Here is a 16,656-nt window from a genome sequence, read left to right on the forward strand (position 1 = left end):
TGTGGAAGACGCGCCCTTCAGGGAGGCAGGAACGGCCCCCGCCAGCCACGGAATTGCTGGCCTCAGGGCTATTCGCCCTCGCTGTCCCGTCCGCGAAATCCCTTCGCCAGAACGTAGAGCTCGGGGCTTTCCTTGCGGCTTGCCGGCGGCTTCACATGGGCAATGCTCTGGTAGTCCCGCTTCAGCTCGGCGAGCAGCCCGCCTTCCGTACCGCCGCGAAACACCTTGGACAGGAATGCACCGCCCGGCGCCAGGTTCTCCCGGGCAAATTCCGCCGCCACCTCGAACAGGTGAGTCGTGCGCAGGTGATCGGTCTGGCGATGGCCCGTGGTGGGCGCCGCCATGTCCGACATCACCAGATCTGGCAACTCACCGCCAAGCGCCTCCATCAGCATCTGCGGCGCATCCTCGTCGAGGAAATCCTTGAGCAGCAGCCGCACACCCGGCAGCGGCTCCATTTCCAGATAGTCGATGCCGACAATGCGCGGATCGGTGTCGGTGGATCCGGTGATCGTCGCGGCGACCTGACACCAGCCACCAGGGGCCGCGCCCAGGTCGACAATGCGCATACCCGGCTTCAGCAGCTTGTGCTTGTCGTTGATTTCCAACAGCTTGTAGGCCGCGCGCGAGCGATAGCCGTCGATCTTGGAGCGACGCACATAAGGGTCGTTCAATTGCCGCTGCAGCCAGCGCGTCGACGAGGTCTTGCGCCGCTTCGCGGTCTTCACCCGCTCGAACATTCCGCGGTCACCGTGGCCGCGCCCCGATCCGCTCATCCGTTCTTCCTTCCACGCCGCGACTGGCGCGCCGGACCATCCCGGCGCCAGACCTGATCGGCCGCCATCAGTTCCATCAAGATTCCCTCGCGCAATCCCCGGTCGGCCACACGCAGCCGCTGGCAGGGCCAGCGCCGGCGAATTGCCTCCAGAATCGCGCAGCCGGCAAGCACAAGATCGGCACGATCAGCGCCAATACAAGGGTTACCGACCCGCTCCTCATAGGGCATGGCGCGCAACCGCTCAATCATCGCGGCCACATCCGCCGTTTCCATCCACGCCCCATCCACCCGGCGCCGGTCGTAGCGCTTCAGGCCGAAATGCACGCCGGCCAGGGTGGTGACCGTGCCGGAGGTGCCGAGCATATGCACCTTGCCGCCGCAAATCGCCTCGGTCAGCTCCCGTCCGAGCGAGAACGCCTCCAGATGCTGGCGGGCGTCATCCACCATCGCCTCAAAGGCATCGGGCGACACATGCCGCCCGCCGTGCCGCTCCGCCAGATTGACCACGCCGACCGGCAGGGAGATCCACGACCGGATAAAGCGGGTCAAGGCGAACCCGCGCGCGCCGCAGCGATTGCGCAGATCCAGCCAGACGATCTCCGAAGACCCGCCGCCGATGTCAAACAGCACCACCCCGTTGGCATCCGGATCGACCAGCGACGCACAGCCGGCCACCGCCAGCCGGGCCTCTGTCTCGCGCGAGGCGATTTCCAGCGCCAGCCCGGTTTCCTCGCGCACCCGCTCGATGAACAGCGGCCCGTTTTCCGCCGCCCGGCAGGCCTCGGTGGCGATCAGCCGCGCCCGGGCCACCCCCCGGTCCTGCATCTTGTCGCGGCAACTGGCCAGCGCCTCGATCGCCCGGTCCATCGCCGCGTCGCCGAGCCGGTTGTTGTGCCCCAGCCCCTCGCCCAGCCGGACGATCCGCGAAAAGGCATCGACCACCCGGAAGCCCCGGCTCTCCGGCCGGGCCACCAGCAGGCGGCAATTGTTGGTGCCCAGATCCAGCGCCGCATAAAGCCGCTGCGGCGAGACAAAGCGGGTCGGAGACCGTCCGCGCGTACGCTCGGCACTCCCGGAGGCGCCCGCCCCACCACTCTCGCGGCCCTCACGCGGCGCACGGCCGCCCTTTGGCACAGCGCCGCGCGAAGCCTCTCCATGCGGACCACTGCCCTGCGAGGGAGCCGCACCGGCCGGCACCGCGCCTTGCGGGCCTCCGGACGCCTTGCCCCCGCGCCCGGTGCGCTCCGCCCGGCCGGCTCTTTCTCCCCGGGACGGTCTGGCCGCCCGGGAGAGCTTTTCCGAGGACCGGCGTCGCCCGGACCGGTTGGCGCCCTCCTGCGCGTCGCCGGCGCCCCGCCCGGTCTCCCGGCCTGCGCTGCCCTCGGCAGCACCTGCGGGGGAAAACTTCCCGGCCCGGCGTTCGGCGCGATTCGGCCGCCGTCGCTTCTTGCAGTTTGTCGCGGATTTCCCCTCGCCGGCCCGGTGACCCTGCGTCTCCCGCAAGTCCCGGCGCTCAAGCGTTTCCTTTCGTTGCGGCCCATCTTTCGGTGGACCGGTCATTCGCGTTTCCCGACCCGGCGCGGATGTCGCCTGACGATCCGCGGAGCCCGCCGCACCAAACACCGGATCCTGTTCGGACCGCTGCTTGCGCCTTCTGCGGGAGCGACGCCGTGCGCCCTTGCGCTGCGGCGTGCCCTCCGTTGCCGCGTCGGGATCCGGTCGGTCCTTGCCCGAACCGAACTGTCCCGATTCGCTCACCTTTATCCCTTGCCGGCACGCCTGGCGCGCCTGATTCTGCTGCGCAGCCTCCTTACCCCTACCGGGCGGCGCTGCGGCTATGGCTGTTGCCCGCAGTTTAGCAGCTTGACGGCCAGCCGCAATCCGTGCGGCTCCAGGGTCCTCGCCCATGAATGAGGCTGACATGGCGCGGGAAATGACGAGAGACTGCGAGGAAGGGCGTGTGGAGCGGGCTTGTTGCCCGGTCAACCGCGCTGACGATGCGAGGGTAAAGCCATTGCCATGTCCTGAAGGATTTGACCGGATTGCGCCTGCTCATGCGTCGCGAAAGGCTTGAAAATGCACCACATTTCCTGCGCTTCCGCACCTCGATCAGGAGCAATCCGTCTCAAACCATTTCGAACTCATTTATGAGTCTGCGCCCTTTTATGAGCTTGCCCCCTGGCGCTCGTCCACAGCCCGTGCCGGAATTCTCTTTTGCGAGGGTTGACAGCAAGCCATCAGCTTCATAAAAACCCCTCACATTCGCTGCTCCGGCGGCGACGACCCGCGTTTCCCGGCAGACTCTGCCACTTTCGAAACAGCGGTCACGGCTTTGGGGAATAGGTTAACGGTAGACCCGCGGACTCTGACTCCGTTAGTCCTGGTTCGAATCCAGGTTCCCCAGCCATTTTTTCTCAAGGCATCTATCCGGTCTTGATCTCGTCAAGACGCTCTTGCACTCTCCGCACACCTTGGCGAGGGGCTGCGCAAATTCTGGACGTGCCTTCGACTCCAAGTGACAAATTTGGACTCGAAAAGTACCCGCGTGGCACTGCCCGGCCTAATTGGCAGGCAAGGCTGGCGGGTCAATTCGCGCCGTGAAAGCCTCAGTCAGGCAAGTGACTTTGCTGGCGACTGGTATCGACTGTGGTTTCTGATCAGGCCGTTCCGTTTAAAGTCTGATCACGAGCCGCGGCTAGAACCCGCATTCCGTTCGCATGGCGGCCACAGCGCGCGCGGTGCCTTTGAGCCCGAACTCGGCGATGAGCATCCCCCTCCCGTTGCGCAAACTAAGTTTGCTGCCACGGGCGAAGGGAGCCAACATCTTTTCTGGAAAATCTCTGAAAGCCCAAGCCTTGTCCGGGGCGAAATAATTTACCTTGCTTTCGAAGGAAGCCCGTCTCCCCCTTGCGTCCAAGAATTCGAACACCAGCGTATCAGTTTCGTCGTCAACACGTGTCAGTCCATTGCCTGTGTAGCCATCAAGGGATCCGCCCAGCGTCTTTCCGAGCAAGCGATTGCACCCGATCGACACGGTCGTCACACCATCTTTGGCAAGCCCTTGTGCACCAAGCCTACCCTCGCCAGCGTTGCCGTACACGCTCCAGCCCTTGCTGGCGCTTGCAGCTTCGGACAGAGGCAGGATTGCTCCGCTGGAAAACGTAATACGGTAGGGTTCTTGCGTCATCGAGCGCATTAACTGGCCGACCGTCACCCGATAGCCGAAGCCGCTCGCCCGAAAGCGATGCCGGTCGACAGCATCAACAAGGCCGCTGATCGAGAGAACAACGTTTCGTCCCTCCGCAATCTCGATCGTAACATCCGTCCCGGCGATGGGCTTGATGGCGTAGCAGTCAATCCCCTCAGGGGAAGCGGTCGCGGCGACTTCGACCGGGGCGAACGCAGGATCAAGTCTGAGAAACTCGCACTCCGGCGCCCAGGGCACCTGCCCGCCTCGCCCGCCCGCAGGAGGCGGCGGCCGCCCGGCTGTGCGCGGTGCGGCCGCCGCTGCTTCCATCCCGCGCCGCGTCAACTCTGCAGTGAAGCCACACGCCGCTCCGTGAAAATTCAGGCAATTATCCACTTCGCTAACGCGCAGACGATCCGCCCCGATGAGCCTGAGTTCGATCCTGCAGACCGCTCCCTGCTCGTACGGAAGCTCCGCCGTAGCGACCGCGACGTTCCCCAACTCGCCAGCGACCTCGACGCTCCCCGTACATGCGCCGGCCTGGGTATTGATCTCGGCCAGGAAATGCCCGGGCCGGTTCGGATCTGCGCGAACATTGGCTGTAACGCGGCCTTCGCCGGAGCCCGCCCACTCGCCGATGAGGCTCTTTCCGTCCGTGCCGGACACCGCCTCATCTGCGCTTGAGGAGGCAATCCCGCCAACAGGCTTGGCGGCTGGAACCCTGGTGCCAGTCTTGCTTCCCCACACCCCTGCCCGATCTGCCTTCTGGGCGAAGGCCGGCAACGACAAACTCGCCGGGAATCCGATGAGAGCGATACCAAGCAAGACTGAATGAACCGATCTACCCAGCGCGAACATCAGGGGCCTCCATCGACTGGAGCCGCGTCGACGCGACATGTCGCTCGAACGATCGTTCCCGGGAGGCTCCCGGGAACCTAACATATGAACTGGTCCCTACGCCTGATAGCCGCCCCCGCCGTGAAGCGGTACGCATTCCGCGTACGGGCACCCAGAGACGCGCGACGCGCGCTGTCGGTGCCGCTGCGCCTCATCCATGGCTCAAAAGCTCAAAAGAGGGTTGTAGTTTGCCACAAAACATCGAGGGCGTGAACTGCGCTCTCTGGCCATGACGTCGCGCTAATTGCCCGCTGATCAGCTCCTCTCGCTGTGAGCCTTCAGAGCTTTGTTCATCACCGGGCATTGCGTCTGACCACCTTCGAGAACGGACAAGGCTTCCATCCCCCGCAAGTCGCTTCAGGCCGGTTCGGCGACCAGATGGCGATCCCCGACATCCACGTAGCGGACCCGCTCGACGCTTTCGCCAAGGGCCCGGACGGGCGAGGGAATATCGCCGATCGGCACCTTGAACACATCGCGCCGCCGGGCCGGATCGGGGATCGGCACTGCCTCCATCAGCCGCTGGGTATAGGGATGGCGCGGGTTCTCGAACACCTGGCGGCGGGTGCCCACCTCGACGATCTGGCCGAGATACATCACCGCCACCCGGTGGGACACCTGCTCCACCACCGCCATGTCATGGGAGATGAACAGGAAGGACAGATCCAGCTCTTTCTGCAGCTCCTGCAACAGGTCCAGCACCTGTGCCTGCACCGAGACATCCAGTGCCGAAACGCTTTCATCGGCGATGATGGCCTTCGGCGATAGCGCCAGTGCCCGGGCAATGCAGATGCGCTGGCGCTGCCCTCCGGAAAACTCATGCGGATGACGGTCCATCTGGTCGGGGGTGAGCCCGACCCGTTCGAACAGCGATGCGACCCGGTCGCGAAGCTCCCGCCCCTTGGCCAGCCCGTGAATGACCAGCGGCTCGCCCACAAGATCCCCCACCCGCATGCGCGGATCGAGGGAGGCATAAGGGTCCTGGAAGATCATCTGCAGATCGCGGCGGAACAGACGGTCCGCCTCGCCGCGCCCGTGCGGGATCGGACGGCCCGCCACGCGGATGCTGCCCTCCCAGGGCACCAGGTTCATCAGTGCCTTGCCGATGGTCGACTTGCCGCAGCCGCTTTCGCCAACGAGCCCAAGGGTTTCGCCGGCGCGCAAGGAGAAGGACACGCCCTCGACCGCATGCACCCGCGACACCACCCGGTCGAGAATGCCGCCGCGCAGATCGAACCGCACGGTCAGGTCCTTCACCTCCAGCACCGGTTCCGGGCCGGCGCCAGCAGCGGAGATCACGGCGTCCTGGCCGGTCATGGCACCCAGCTTCGGCACCGCATCCAGCAGCTCGCGGGTGTAGGCATCCTTCGGCCGTTCGAAAACCTCGGACACCGCACCATGTTCGACGATCTTGCCCTGGTTCATCACCACCACCCGGTCGGCCATCTCCGCGACGACCCCCATGTCATGGGTGATCAGAATGACCGCCGTGCCGAAGTCGCGCTGCAAATCGCGGATGAGCTGGAGGATCTGCGCCTGAATGGTGACATCCAGCGCGGTGGTGGGTTCGTCAGCGATCAGCACCTTCGGATTGCAGGCGAGCGCCATGGCGATCATCACCCGCTGGCGCATGCCGCCGGAAAGCTCGTGCGGATATTGCTTCAGCCGCCGCTTCGGCTCGGACAGGCGCACCGCCTCAAGGGTTTCCAGCGCCCGTTTTTCCGCTTCCCGCCGCGAGACATCCTGGTGAACGAAAATCGCCTCGCGCAATTGCCGGCCGATGGTCAGCACCGGGTTGAGCGAGGTCATCGGCTCCTGAAAGATCATGGCGATGTCGCCACCGCGAATGGCGCACATCTCCGTTTCGCCAAGCTGGCAGAGATCGCGCCCGCCCAGGCGCACCGACCCGCTGGCGACGCGGGCCATCGGCTCGGGCAGAAGCCGCATGATCGACAGCGCCGTCATGGATTTGCCGGAGCCGGATTCCCCGGCAATGCACAGGGTCTCCCCGCGCCGGAGATCGAAGGACAGCCCGTCGACCACGGTCTTCGCGCCATCGGGCGTGGCGACCTCCGTCTTCAGGTCCTGGACGGAAAGGACAATCTCGGCGGCAAGGTCAGGTGTCTGGGTCATCTCGGGTCGCACTGTCGGTGGAAACGGGATACGACCCGGCACCCTCTCAGGGAGCGCCGGGCCGCGGGCAGTCAGTCGAGAACGACTTTCGGGAAGTAGAACGAGACCACCCAGTTCGGGGCATCGACGATCTCGGAGATCCGCAGATCGCCGCAGACCGAACACAGCATATAGGCATCGACAGGGTTGTAGCCGTGCCGGGCGCAGAGCAGGTCGATCATGTTCGACAGCGCCGCCTGAGCCCCTTCGTAAAGGTTCTCGCCAATGCCGGTGGTCACCTCATAGCCCTTCTCGTCGAGATGACGGGTCACCGGACCCGGCGTCTCGAAGCGCGGCATCTTGAGGTTCTCGCCCTTCAGAAGGTCAAGCTCGACCACCACGTTCATCGGGCTTTCGATGGCCGTGCCGCACACCTCGCCGTCACCCTGGGCGGCATGGGTGTCGCCGATGGAAAACAGCGCACCGGCCACCTCGACGGGGAGATAAAGCGTCGTTCCCGCCGCCAGATCGCGGATGTCGAGATTGCCACCGACCCGGCGCGGCGGAACGATGGAATGCAGGCCGGTTTCCGCCGGCGCCACGCCAATCGTTCCGGCGAAGGGCTTGAGCGGCACCTTGCCAAAGGGGGAGAAGGCCGAAACCGTCGGCTTGTCCTTGTCATAGGACCAGACGTGCAGCGCCGGATCCTTGAACTGGTCGGCCAGAAGCCCGAAGCCCGGGATGTTGGCCGTCCAGCCGAAGTCGGAAGGCTTGAACTGATGGATCCGCACCACCAGCGCATCCCCCGGCTCGGCCCCATCCACATGGATGGGACCGTTGACCGGATTGATCTTGCCGAAATCCATCTCGGTAACATCCTTGACCGTGCTTTCCGGCGTCAACTGGCCGGCGGAACTGTCGATGCACTCGAATTCCAGCACCGTTCCCGGTGCCACGGTCTTGACCGGGGCAATCGAATTGTCCCAGCCAAAGTGATGTTGCGCCGCGTGGATCGTATAGCTCGCGGCCTTGCAGTTACTGCACATCTTTCGCCCACACATAATCGTAGTTGACGGGAATATGGACCGGATCGACGAAGATGGCGTCCGGGCCACCCAGGCGATCCGAGCGCATGGTGAAACGCAGCTCGTTGAAGACCGGAACCCAGGGCGCGTCATCCATGATGGATGTGAAGATCTTGCCCCACAGCTTCTCCCGTTCCTCCTTGCGGGCCGGATCGGTGATGCTGTCGGCTTCCGCCGCGAGCTTGTCCAGTTCCTCGTTGCAGTACCAGGACCAGTTCCAGCCGCCCTTGACCGCACCCGCGCAACCAAGGATCGGGCCGTAGAAGTTGGACGGATCCGGGAAGTCGGCGATCCAGGCCATGCCGCCGGACCAGATCATCGGCGCCTGATCGGCTTCACCGCCGGCGGCGATCACGTTGGCCTGCGCCAGCGCCTTCAGCTCCGCCTTGATGCCGATGGCGGCAAGATCCGCCTGGATCGACTGGGCGATGCGCGGGTTCGGATCGGTGTTGTAGACGTAGAGCTCGGTCTCAAAACCGTCCGGATAGCCGGCCTCGGCCAGAAGCTTCTTCGCCGCTTCCGGATCGAACGGATAACCCTTGTAGTCCTTGTCGTAGCCGGGCATCGACGGCGGCAGCGGCTGGTTGGCGACAACGGCACGGCCGTTGATGATCCTGACGATCCGCTCCTTGTTGATCGCCATGTTGACGGCCTTGCGCACCTCGAGCTTGTCGAACGGCGGCATCTTGACGTTCATCGACACGTAGCCGGTCTGAAGCTGACCACCCTCGATGATCAGATCCTTGGACTGCGGATCCTTCATGACTTCGAGGAACTTTGCCGGCGGAATGCCGTCGCCGGGAATGTCGGCCTCGCCGCGCTGCATGCGCAGCAGGGCAACCACCGGCTCCTGGCCGACCTCGAAGGTGATCTGGTCGAGCTTCGGCGTGCCGGCCCGCCAGTAGTCCGCGTTGCGCTTGAACACAAGGCGCTGGCCGAGCGTCCATTCCTCAAGCGAGAACGCGCCGGAGCCGACCGGGTGCTTGCCGAAATCGGCCCCCCACTTTTCCACTTCCTCCTTGGGCACGACAAAGGAGAAGTTGAGCGCCATCACATGCAGGAAGGTCGCATCGGGCCGCGACAGCTCGATCTTCACCGTCAGCGGATCGACCACGGTCACGCCATCAAGGCTCTCCGCCTCGCCGGCGGCAACCGCGTCATAGCCCTTGATGGAGCCGAAGAACCCGGCACCCGGGCTCTGGGTTTTCGGGTTCACCACCCGGTCGAGGGAGTATTTCACGTCCTCGGCGGTGAGCTTGCGGCCGTTGTGGAACGTCACCCCGTCGCGCAGCTTGAAGGTGAAGGTCTTGCCGTCCTCGGAGATCGTGTAGCTTTCGGCCAGATCCGTCGTCAGATCGGTGGTGCCCGGCTCATAATCCATCAGCCCGTCGAACAGGCTCTTGATCATCGACCAGTTCTGCCAGTCGTAACCGATCGCCGGATCGAGGGTCGAGACGTCATCCTTGTAGGTGACGATCATCGAGCCGCCCTGCTTGATGTCCTCGGCACTGGCCGGGACGGCAAGGGTGGCGGCGAGAAGAGCGGCGCTTGCCACTCCCGTAAGATATCTGACTTTCATGCTCCAACCTCCGGTTCTTCGGTTTCACGGTTCGATGTGGCCGCTCTGCTGGCAGCCTTGGGCACGCGCCGGGGCTCTGGCCTCAGCGCAGCTTGATGCGCGGATCGATCAGGGGAGCGACCATGTCCGCGAGGAAATTGCCAAGGACGATGGCGCAGGCCGAAACCAGCGTGACGCCCATGATGATCGGGATGTCCACCCGCTGGATCGCCTGCCAGGCGAGCTGACCGATGCCCGGCCAGCCGAACACGCTCTCCACCACGACGATGCCGCTCATGAACAGGCCGATGTCGATGCCGATCATGGCGATGATCGGCAAGAGCGCGTTGGGCACCGCATGGCCGAACAGCACCTGTACCCGCTTCAGCCCCTTGGCCCGGGCGGTGCGGATGAAGTCCTGACGCAGCACGTCGAGCATGGCCGAGCGCATCATCCGCGCGTACCAGCCCGCCCCCAGAAGCCCCAGGGTCAGCGAGGGCAGAACCAGATGCATGAAGGTGCCGTAGCCGCCGATCGGGAACCAGCCGAGCTGCACCGCGAAGACGTAAAGCAGCAGGATGCCGATCACGAATTGCGGCGAGGAAACGCCGGTGAAGGACAGCACCATCAGCGTGGTGTCGGTCGGTGTGTTGCGCTTCAGGGCCGCGACCAGCCCCATGGTGAGGCCGATCAGCAATTCGCAGAAGATCGCCCCGGCCATCAGCAGCAAGGTTGCCGGCAGGCGGGCGGCGATCAGCTCGGACACCTCGGTCTTCTGCAGATAGGACCGGCCCAGATCGCCCTGAAGCAGGTTCAGCAGATAGCGGACGTACTGCTCGTAGAACGGCAGGTTGAGGCCGAGCTGCTCGCGGATGTTCTCCACCGTCTGCGCGGTGGCGCTGCGGCCGGCGATCTGCCGGGCCGGATCGGCGGGAATGAGATAGAGCAGGATGAAGGTGACCAGCGAGACGCCGAGCAGGATCAGCGCCGATTGCAGCAGCCGCCGGATAACGTAGGAAACCATCAGTGCCTCCCCTTCTGGGTCGGGTCGAGCACCTCGCGCAGCGCATCGCCGAGCAGATTGAACGCCAGCGCCAGCGCGATGATCGCCACGCCGGGAAAGAACACCAGCCACGGCGCGGAGGTGAAATAGGTCTGGTTCTCGTAGATGATGTTGCCCCAGGACGGCGTCGGCGGCTGAACGCCGATGCCCAGATAGCTGAGCGTGGCCTCCAGCAGCACCGTGGTCGAGATCCCGAGCGTTCCGAAGACGACAATCGACGACAGCAGGTGCGGCAGGATGTGGCGGAACAGGACCCGCCCCAGACCGGCGCCCATTGCCCGTTCGGCGACGATGAACTCCCGTTCGGAGAGCGAGCGCGTCTCGGTGTAGACCACACGGGCCATCTGCACCCAGTTGACCATGGCGATCACCATGGCGACGATCCAGAGACTCGGGCGGAACAACGCCGCGAGCGTGATCGCCAGCAAAAGCGCCGGAAACGCCATCATCAGATCGGTGAAGCGCATCAGCACGGTTTCGACCCAGCCGCGAAAGAAACCGGCGAGAATGCCTACCAGCGCGCCGACGGCAACGGCGATGCCATTGGCCACAAGGCCGATGATCAGCGAGGTCTGCGCACCGTAGATCAGCCGGGACAGCACATCGCGGCCGAGAAGATCGGTGCCGAGCCAGAAGCGTTCGCCCGGGGGCAGCGGCGCGCCCTCCAGGGTCAGCCCTTCGAAGAACTGCTCCGACGGGTCGAACGGGGCGACCAGCGGCGCGAACAGCGCCGCGCCGACGATGATGGTAATCACCACCAAAGCGATGATCGCCAGCTTGCGGCGCAGCAGCCGCTCCAGGGCGCCCTGGCGGCGTGTCTGGTTGCCTGTCTGGCGGCTCGTCTGGCCGGCGGCCGGGAGCGCCACGGCGTCAGGCTTTGCGTCTGTCGTCATCCGCCCCTCCAGGTCGTGCGTTGAGTTCATCGGCCGCATCCTCGATCGAGATCCGGCCGGCCATCGCCAGATCGCGCAAGCCGCGATAGGCCGTGTGGGCGTCACAGTTTCGTTGCAACATCAGGGTAAGAATGGCCTCGACCACCTGCGGACGCCGGGCAAGGCGCTGCTCAAGGTCCGCAATCTTGTTTTCATAGGCAAACCGGGCCTCGAACGAGCGCTGCGCCACCACCAGCGCGCCATAAACACCGCTCGACCCGATCGGTTTGTTGAGATGGGCGCCCGCCCCGCGCCGGATGGCCCATTCCACCCGTCCCGGCGCCTCCGTGCCCATCAGCGCGATCATCGGCATCGGCTGGATATCGGGCTTCCAGGGGAACTGCCCCTCATGCGCCATATCCGCATCGAACACGACCACGTTCGCCTCGGAATGCTCCTTGCGAAGGTCCGGCCAGACGCATTCCACCTCGATGCCGAGGCGTTCGAGCTGCCGGCAGATATTGTCCCGGTCCGTATGCGGCCGGTGCAGCACGACGGCCTTCCAACCACGGAAACTGGGGGTGCGGAACGCAGCGGCCATCAGGTCACCAGCCTCAATTGCGGCCCCGTCTCCCGATCAAGGCTAGCGGCTCCCGACGGCGCGCGGGCAAAGCCCGCATGTGGATCGTAGTCAACGAGATAAGGGTCGGGGGCGAGCGGTGCGGGCCTGGTCCCCACCAGCCGGAAGCGAGCGCGGTCCCGCACGCTCGCGGCCCCTTCGACCACACCGATATGCGGCGTCAGATGGGCGTGCTGGGTCTGACGGTCGATGACCACCGGCCCGAGCGGCGTCGGCCTGGGACGGTCCGGCAGCCGGGCGATGATCCCTTGCGGATCGGCCTTGCCCGTCTCGGCAATCGCCCGGGCAAGCAGCCAGGCGGCCAGATACGGGCCGGTGAACATAGCCGAAATCTGCGCGTCCGCGCCCCGTAGCAGCCGCATGCGCGCCAGGAAGGCCCGGTTGTCCGCCGTATCGAGCGTTTCGAAATAGGTGGAGGTGGAGATCACCCCCTCGGCCGCGGCGCCCAGCACCGGCAGCTCCGCTTCCGTCAGGTTGCAACTGATCACCGGACAGCGGGAGGGGAGGAAGAACGGGTCTTCCCGCCCCAGCGCGCGATAGGCTCTGAGAAAGGCATAGCTGCTGGTGCCGATCAGATTGTTGAGGATGAAGTCGGGGCGCTTTTCCCGGATCTCCTCGATCAGATGGGCCACCTGTTCATCGCCAATGGGAATGTAGCGCTCACCGAGGACGCAGCCGCCATCGGCCCCAAGCAACTCCCGGGCGATCCGGTTGACCTCCCAGCCCCAGATATAGTTGGAGCCAAGCAGATAGGCCCGATTGCCAAAGGCCGGAACCGCATACTGAAACAGCGGCACCACGTTCTGGTTCGGGCAAGCGCCGGTATAAAGAACCCGGTCGTGGCTTTCGAACCCCTCGTAGGGCGCGGTGTACCAGAGGACCCCCTGATGGCGCTCCAGAACCGGCAGCACCTCCTTCCGGCTCCACGACGTCTGGCAGCCGATGATGTGCCGGCAGCCCTCTTCGCGCATCAACCGTTCCGCCAGCACCGCGTAGCGGTCGGCCTCGCCCTGCGGGTCCGCCTCCACACAGGTGAAGCGGAAGCCGAAATCCCCACTGGCATTGATCTCGTCGATGGCCGCGCGCGCGCCTTCACGCGCTTCCCGCCCGATCTCCGCATAAGGGCCGACGCTGGAAAACAGCACGCCCACCGGGATCTCCTGCCGCGTCATTGCTTGCCCCTGCCCTCCCTGTCTCGTGGCGCCCGGGCGCCCTGTTGTCACTGGCCAGCCCCCTAATCGGGATCGCTGGCCAAAACATAAAAAAACCCCGACCCGCAGCCTTGCGAGAAGACTGCGAAAGATCGGGGCGCATTTGCCGTGCGGCGAACCTCTTGCCGCTATTTGAAAGTAATGCTGAGCGATCGGATATCGCTTGTCAATGCGACCTGCTCAGCTTTCCGGCCCGCCTATTTTTTGAGCACACAGATCCTCATGGCACCAAACATTCCCACCGAAAAGGCGTTCGGATGGCGAAAGCGAAATAAAATCAATGATAAAACTGACAAGGCCGGCACCGCTGCTCGCCGCCAAGCGATCACGCGGCCCTTGCCCAAGTGGTCTCCCAAATCCACAGCCCTCAGTCAGCGTCACGCTCCCTGCCCCTGCCGGACATGAGCACACGGACAAAACTTGAAGAGAACAGAATAACAAATTGAATAATATGAATATATTTTAATGCCATCAGGAGGCGCGACGGGCTGGAAATGAAGCCCTGCCCCGCATGAGCCGCCTTCCGCAGACCGGCTTTTTGTCGAAAAGATCTGCCTTTCCCCAAAATGCGAAATTTTTTTGCAAAAAACCCGGGCTTGCCCTTGCTGAAGTTACGGCCCAATAATGGAACCAATTTCAAATTGGTACCGTAAAGGAAGCCGATGACAGGAACCGACAGGCCGGCGCAGCGCAATTCGAGCCTCGCTCTGGAGCGATTGCGGGTTCTCATTGACGAGGCTCGGCGGGAGGGACGCGAGCAACTGGCGACCGAGCGCGAGCTTGCCGAGGAGATCGGCGTCGGCCGCCGGGCCGTGCGCCGGGCACTGGACGTGCTGGAAACCGAAGGCCGCATCTGGCGGCGACAGGGCGCGGGCACCTTCATCGGGCCGGAGCCGGGCCATCCAGAGCGTCAGATTGCCAAGCTCCCGCAGATGAGCAACATGCTTGAGGTGATGGAGGTGCGCCTGCGCATCGAGCCGATCCTCGCCCAGTTCGCCGCGCTGCGGGCGAGCCCCGCCGACGTGGCGGCCATGCGCGAACTGGCCGCCCGCGTGGCCCAGGCAGAAGATATGGACAGCCGCGAGCTCTGGGACAGCGCCCTGCACCGGGCCATTGCCAGCGCTGCCGGCAATGCCCTGTTCCTGACCCTGTTCGACGTGGTCGACCGGGTGCGCCAGGACACCAACTGGCGTCATGTGCGTGAAGCCTTGCGCTCCCGGGAGACCTTCACCCTCTACATGGCGCAGCACACGGAGGTGATCGACGCGATCGAACGCCGCGATCCGATCACGGCGGAGCTGGCCATGCGCCAACACCTTCTGGCGTTGCAGGAGCGCCTCCTGTTCCAATCCTCCGCCCATCTGCCAGAGAGCGGATAGATCCGCCGGCGCGCTCCCCGCCCAAGACAGCCCTTTTCACTCAGCTGCAAACGAAGAGATCACCATGACCATGTTCACCACCCGCCCGGAGATCAAGGGCACCTTCGGCGTCGTCACCTCCACCCATTGGATCGCCAGCGCCGTCGGCATGAGCATTCTGGAAAAAGGCGGTAACGCCTTTGACGCGGCGGTCGCCACCGGCTTCGCGCTTCAGGTTCTGGAGCCGCACCTGAATGGCCCGGGCGGCGACCTCCCGGTCATTTTCCATAACGCCGAGCGAAACGAAACCAGGGTCGTTTGTGGCCAGGGCCCTGCCCCGGCGGGCGCCACCATTGCACATTACCGCTCCGAAGGCCTCGACCAGATCCCCGGCAATGGCCTGTTGGCAACGGTCATTCCCGGCGCCTTTGACGGCTGGATGCTGATGCTGCGCGACCATGGCACCCTCTCCTTGCGCGACGTGCTGGAGCCGGCCATTCACTATGCCGAGCATGGTCATCCGATATTGCCTCGGGTCAGCGCCACCATTGCCGGGCTGAAGGACTTCTTCGAAACCGAGTGGCCCACCTCCCACGAGACTTGGGTGCCCGGCGGCGTGCTGCCGGAGGCGGACAGCCTGTTCAAGAACCCCGCGCTTGCCGCCACCTGGACCCGTCTGCTCAATGAGGCGGAGACGAAGTCGGGCCGGGAAAACCAGATCGAGGCGGCGCGGGATTGCTTCTATCGCGGCTTCATCGCCGAAACCATTGGCCGCTATCTGGAGAGCGCGGAGGTGATGGACGCCTCCGGTGCCCGTCACAAGGGGGTGCTGACCGCCGAGGACATGGCCGGCTGGAGCGCAAGCTACGAAGACCCGCTGACCGATGACTACCACGGCTGGACCGTCGCCAAGACCCAGCCCTGGGGCCAGGGGCCGGTCCTGCTCCAGGCCCTCGCCCTGCTGCGCGGCTTCGACATCACCAGCCTCGACCCGGCCGGGCCCGAATTCGTGCATCTGGTGACCGAGGCCATGAAGCTCGCCTATGCCGACCGCGAGGCCTATTACGGTGACCCGCTGTTTGCGCAGGTGCCGATGGACCAGCTCCTGTCAGAGGACTACAACGCCGCCCGCCGCGCCCTGATCACCGACACCGCCTCCTTCGACCTGCGGCCGGGCGTGCTGCCGGGCTTCGAAGCGCAGGTGCAAAAGACCATGGCACAGGTCGAGGCCGCCGGAATTTCTTCCACCGGTGTCTATGAGCCGACCATGGCGCATCTGTCGGAAAAACGCGGCGACACGGTGCATCTCGACATCATCGACCGCTGGGGCAACATGGTCTCCGCCACCCCCTCAGGCGGCTGGCTACAATCCTCACCGATCGTCCCCGGCCTTGGCTTCTGCCTGAATTCGCGCGCGCAGATGTTCTGGCTTGAGGAAGGGCTTCCCTCATCGCTGGCGCCGGGCAAACGCCCGCGCACGACCCTCACTCCCAGCCTCGCCTTCCACGAATGCCGCCCGACCCTTGCCTTCGGAACGCCCGGCGGCGACCAGCAGGACCAGTGGCAACTGTCGCTGTTCCTGCGCCTGGTGCACCATGGCCTGAACCTTCAGGAGGCCATCGACCTGCCGCTGTTCCACACCACCCATTTCCCCAGTTCGTTCTACCCGCGCCAGCGCCAGCCCGGCCATGTCATGGTGGAGGAAACCATTGGCGAAGCAGCCCTTGCCGCCTTACGGGCCAAAGGGCATTCGGTCGAGGTGGCCGAACCCTGGACCATCGGCCGACTGACCGCTGCCCAGCGTGACGCCAACGGGCTGTTGCGGGCCGCCGCCACCCCGCGCCTGATGCAGGCCTACGCCGTCGGCCGGTAGAGATCGTTTCGAAAAATGAAAG

Annotated in this window: 13 protein-coding genes and 1 tRNA gene; 3 read left to right on the forward strand and 11 right to left on the reverse strand. The window is 64.7% G+C overall.

The genetic code is table 11. The features are described from left to right. Positions 1 to 68 precede the first annotated feature (68 nt). Positions 69 to 776 carry an RlmE family RNA methyltransferase gene (locus IEV83_RS12765; RefSeq protein WP_181759957.1) on the reverse strand — a complete coding sequence of 236 codons (708 nt, stop codon included), beginning with the start codon at positions 774 to 776 and terminating at the stop codon, positions 69 to 71. Next, positions 773 to 1,912: a Ppx/GppA phosphatase family protein gene (locus IEV83_RS20075; protein ID WP_371873447.1), complete on the reverse strand. Its 1,140-nt coding sequence runs from the start codon at positions 1,910 to 1,912 to the stop codon at positions 773 to 775. The genes IEV83_RS12765 and IEV83_RS20075 overlap by 4 nt, the downstream gene beginning before the upstream one ends. A 1,199-nt stretch (positions 1,913 to 3,111) precedes the next feature. Here IEV83_RS20075 and IEV83_RS12775 point away from each other — a divergent pair. Further along, positions 3,112 to 3,185, forward strand: a tRNA-Gln gene (locus IEV83_RS12775). 288 nt (positions 3,186 to 3,473) lie between these two features. Here the strand turns inward: IEV83_RS12775 and IEV83_RS12780 are convergent. The 9 genes from IEV83_RS12780 to IEV83_RS12820 all read right to left on the reverse strand — a co-directional run bounded on the left by IEV83_RS12780 (position 3,474) and on the right by IEV83_RS12820 (position 14,133). Beyond that, complete coding sequence (locus IEV83_RS12780) at positions 3,474 to 4,823, reverse strand: hypothetical protein (protein WP_181759956.1); 1,350 nt, start codon at positions 4,821 to 4,823, stop codon at positions 3,474 to 3,476. 396 nt (positions 4,824 to 5,219) lie between these two features. Further along, positions 5,220 to 6,995 (reverse strand): ABC transporter ATP-binding protein, encoded by a 1,776-nt coding sequence (locus tag IEV83_RS12785; protein WP_181759955.1) that lies wholly within the window; start codon positions 6,993 to 6,995, stop codon positions 5,220 to 5,222. 71 nt (positions 6,996 to 7,066) lie between these two features. After that, entirely contained in the window at positions 7,067 to 8,020 is a 954-nt protein-coding gene (locus tag IEV83_RS12790; RefSeq protein ID WP_181759954.1) for an acetamidase/formamidase family protein, read from the reverse strand. Next, entirely contained in the window at positions 8,010 to 9,638 is a 1,629-nt protein-coding gene (locus tag IEV83_RS12795) for an ABC transporter substrate-binding protein (RefSeq protein ID WP_181759953.1), read from the reverse strand. The genes IEV83_RS12790 and IEV83_RS12795 overlap by 11 nt, the downstream gene beginning before the upstream one ends. A gap of 82 nt (positions 9,639 to 9,720) precedes the next feature. Then, positions 9,721 to 10,641, reverse strand: coding sequence for an ABC transporter permease (locus tag IEV83_RS12800; RefSeq protein ID WP_181759952.1), 921 nt, complete (start codon positions 10,639 to 10,641; stop codon positions 9,721 to 9,723). Then, positions 10,641 to 11,573, reverse strand: coding sequence for an ABC transporter permease (locus IEV83_RS12805; protein ID WP_209003147.1), 933 nt, complete (start codon positions 11,571 to 11,573; stop codon positions 10,641 to 10,643). Before IEV83_RS12805 ends, IEV83_RS12800 begins: the two co-directional genes overlap by 1 nt. Continuing rightward, a complete protein-coding gene (locus tag IEV83_RS12810) occupies positions 11,551 to 12,153 on the reverse strand; it encodes an ANTAR domain-containing response regulator (protein ID WP_181759951.1) in 603 nt (200 codons plus the stop codon). Before IEV83_RS12810 ends, IEV83_RS12805 begins: the two co-directional genes overlap by 23 nt. Beyond that, on the reverse strand, positions 12,153 to 13,364 hold the full coding sequence (locus IEV83_RS12815; RefSeq protein ID WP_181759950.1) for a transporter substrate-binding domain-containing protein: 1,212 nt from the start codon (positions 13,362 to 13,364) through the stop codon (positions 12,153 to 12,155). The genes IEV83_RS12810 and IEV83_RS12815 overlap by 1 nt, the downstream gene beginning before the upstream one ends. 406 nt (positions 13,365 to 13,770) lie before the next feature. Next, on the reverse strand, positions 13,771 to 14,133 hold the full coding sequence (locus tag IEV83_RS12820; protein ID WP_181759988.1) for a hypothetical protein: 363 nt from the start codon (positions 14,131 to 14,133) through the stop codon (positions 13,771 to 13,773). On the opposite strand from IEV83_RS12820, the gene IEV83_RS12825 reads away from it, so the two are divergent. Next, positions 14,066 to 14,782, forward strand: a complete 717-nt coding sequence (locus IEV83_RS12825; RefSeq protein WP_181759949.1) for a FadR/GntR family transcriptional regulator — start codon at positions 14,066 to 14,068, stop codon at positions 14,780 to 14,782. The two genes, IEV83_RS12820 and IEV83_RS12825, sit on opposite strands and share 68 nt — an antisense overlap. Before the next feature lie 64 nt (positions 14,783 to 14,846). Beyond that, positions 14,847 to 16,634 (forward strand): gamma-glutamyltransferase family protein, encoded by a 1,788-nt coding sequence (locus IEV83_RS12830; protein WP_181759948.1) that lies wholly within the window; start codon positions 14,847 to 14,849, stop codon positions 16,632 to 16,634. Positions 16,635 to 16,656 lie beyond the last annotated feature (22 nt).

The organism is Stappia taiwanensis, from assembly GCF_014635285.1.
Lineage (GTDB): Bacteria > Pseudomonadota > Alphaproteobacteria > Rhizobiales > Stappiaceae > Stappia > Stappia taiwanensis.

Bases quoted from the DNA above. Each gene is read 5' to 3' on its own strand.
- IEV83_RS12765 (WP_181759957.1), bottom strand. From the start codon at position 776: ATGAGCGGATCGGGGCGCGGCCACGGTGACCGCGGAATGTTCGAGCGG.
- IEV83_RS12780 (WP_181759956.1), bottom strand. From the start codon at position 4,823: ATGTTCGCGCTGGGTAGATCGGTTCATTCAGTCTTGCTTGGTATCGCT.
- IEV83_RS12785 (WP_181759955.1), bottom strand. From the start codon at position 6,995: ATGACCCAGACACCTGACCTTGCCGCCGAGATTGTCCTTTCCGTCCAG.
- IEV83_RS12790 (WP_181759954.1), bottom strand. From the start codon at position 8,020: ATGTGCAGTAACTGCAAGGCCGCGAGCTATACGATCCACGCGGCGCAA.
- IEV83_RS12795 (WP_181759953.1), bottom strand. From the start codon at position 9,638: ATGAAAGTCAGATATCTTACGGGAGTGGCAAGCGCCGCTCTTCTCGCC.
- IEV83_RS12800 (WP_181759952.1), bottom strand. From the start codon at position 10,641: ATGGTTTCCTACGTTATCCGGCGGCTGCTGCAATCGGCGCTGATCCTG.
- IEV83_RS12805 (WP_209003147.1), bottom strand. From the start codon at position 11,573: ATGACGACAGACGCAAAGCCTGACGCCGTGGCGCTCCCGGCCGCCGGC.
- IEV83_RS12810 (WP_181759951.1), bottom strand. From the start codon at position 12,153: ATGGCCGCTGCGTTCCGCACCCCCAGTTTCCGTGGTTGGAAGGCCGTC.
- IEV83_RS12815 (WP_181759950.1), bottom strand. From the start codon at position 13,364: ATGACGCGGCAGGAGATCCCGGTGGGCGTGCTGTTTTCCAGCGTCGGC.
- IEV83_RS12825 (WP_181759949.1), top strand. From the start codon at position 14,066: ATGACAGGAACCGACAGGCCGGCGCAGCGCAATTCGAGCCTCGCTCTG.
- IEV83_RS12820 (WP_181759988.1), bottom strand. From the start codon at position 14,133: ATGAGAACCCGCAATCGCTCCAGAGCGAGGCTCGAATTGCGCTGCGCC.
- IEV83_RS12830 (WP_181759948.1), top strand. From the start codon at position 14,847: ATGACCATGTTCACCACCCGCCCGGAGATCAAGGGCACCTTCGGCGTC.